This window comes from Polaromonas sp. P4_H1, assembly GCF_056400945.1.
Genome location: NZ_JBFUKG010000089.1, coordinates 1 through 608, shown reverse-complemented (window position 1 = coordinate 608; position 608 = coordinate 1). Strand labels below are relative to the sequence as shown.

The window sequence follows — 608 nt, the reverse complement described above, 5'->3', positions numbered from 1 at the left end:
GCTCCGGACGCAAAGCTGGAACGATTCGGAACGTCAGGCGTGATTCCGAGCAAGCCGGCGACCACCGCGCTCGACTTCGTCACGGTCGGCTTTCAGCAGGGCTACGTCGAAGGATCAAATGTCGATCCTCTGACAGAACTCACACAGATGATGACCGCACAGCGCACCTTCCAGAGCGTCAGCTCATTGATCGACAATTCCGAAAGTACCATGCAGAACGCCATTCGCACGCTGGGCGATCCAAAAGCCTGATGCCTGATGTGACCGGCGGGAGAGCTCGATGAACGCGCTTGAAAAACTCGAATCGACCATCGCAACCCTGCGCCGGGACGTGCCCACGGTTCGTGTCGGTGGCATGGTGTCCGAGGTGACGCCGACGCATTTTCGCGTCTCCGGCCTGTCGCGCTATGTCAGGCTCGGTGAATTGATCGGACTGGAAATCGACAAGCAGGTTCATCTCGGTGAGGTCGTGCGGATCGATACTGACGGCGTAACGGCCAAACCATTCGATTCCCACTTTGCTGCCGGCCTCGGCGTTCCCGCCTTCCGTATGCCTCCCAAGACACTGTCTCCACATCCGGCCTGGAAAGGTCGCGTCATCAATGCGC

At 59.0% G+C, this 608-nt stretch carries 2 protein-coding genes; both read left to right on the top strand.

Features of this window, described 5'->3' with window-relative positions; all coding sequences use genetic code 11:
* Positions 1-252: flagellar basal body rod C-terminal domain-containing protein (locus tag AC1DS5_RS25255; RefSeq protein ID WP_477720987.1), on the top strand; the 252-nt coding region annotated here is incomplete at its 5' end.
* 28 nt (positions 253-280) lie between these two features.
* Positions 281-608, top strand: a 328-nt coding sequence (locus AC1DS5_RS25250; RefSeq protein ID WP_477720986.1) for a hypothetical protein, incomplete at its 3' end; no start/stop codon positions are given.